This window comes from Homoserinimonas sp. OAct 916, from assembly GCF_003260275.1.
Taxonomy (GTDB): Bacteria; Actinomycetota; Actinomycetes; order Actinomycetales; family Microbacteriaceae; genus OACT-916.
Map to the genome: position 1 here is coordinate 1 of NZ_QJHB01000080.1, position 332 is coordinate 332.

The following is a 332-nucleotide window of genomic DNA, read 5'->3' on the forward strand; positions in this document are numbered from 1 at the left end:
AAACCATGCTCTTTTTGCAGTTGTTCAAACATGGTTCGATTGGTTCTTCGCTCTTTTCGTGGCAGCTTCGCGTCCTCCTCCAGCCAGTCATCGATGATCTCCCCATATCCTAGCTCGTACATCATCCCCCGTTTCTTTTTCATGATTTTTTGTCCGCCAATATTTCCATCGGCATATTTCTTGACAGTTCTCCAATTCAGCCCTGTCTTTCTCGCAATTTCCGAGATCGACAGATCTTTGTTTTCCCTTAAATGTTTGATATAATGAATTTCAGGCATTGCTAGCATCCTTTCTTTACCTCCACTGTTTTAGTCTTCAAAACCTTAACCGTA

General features: G+C 42.2%; 1 pseudogene. It reads right to left on the minus strand.

What is annotated here, in order from left to right:
• Positions 1–278 (minus strand): annotated as a pseudogene (locus DL891_RS16785) (IS21 family transposase); the annotation flags it as partial.
• Positions 279–332 lie beyond the last annotated feature (54 nt).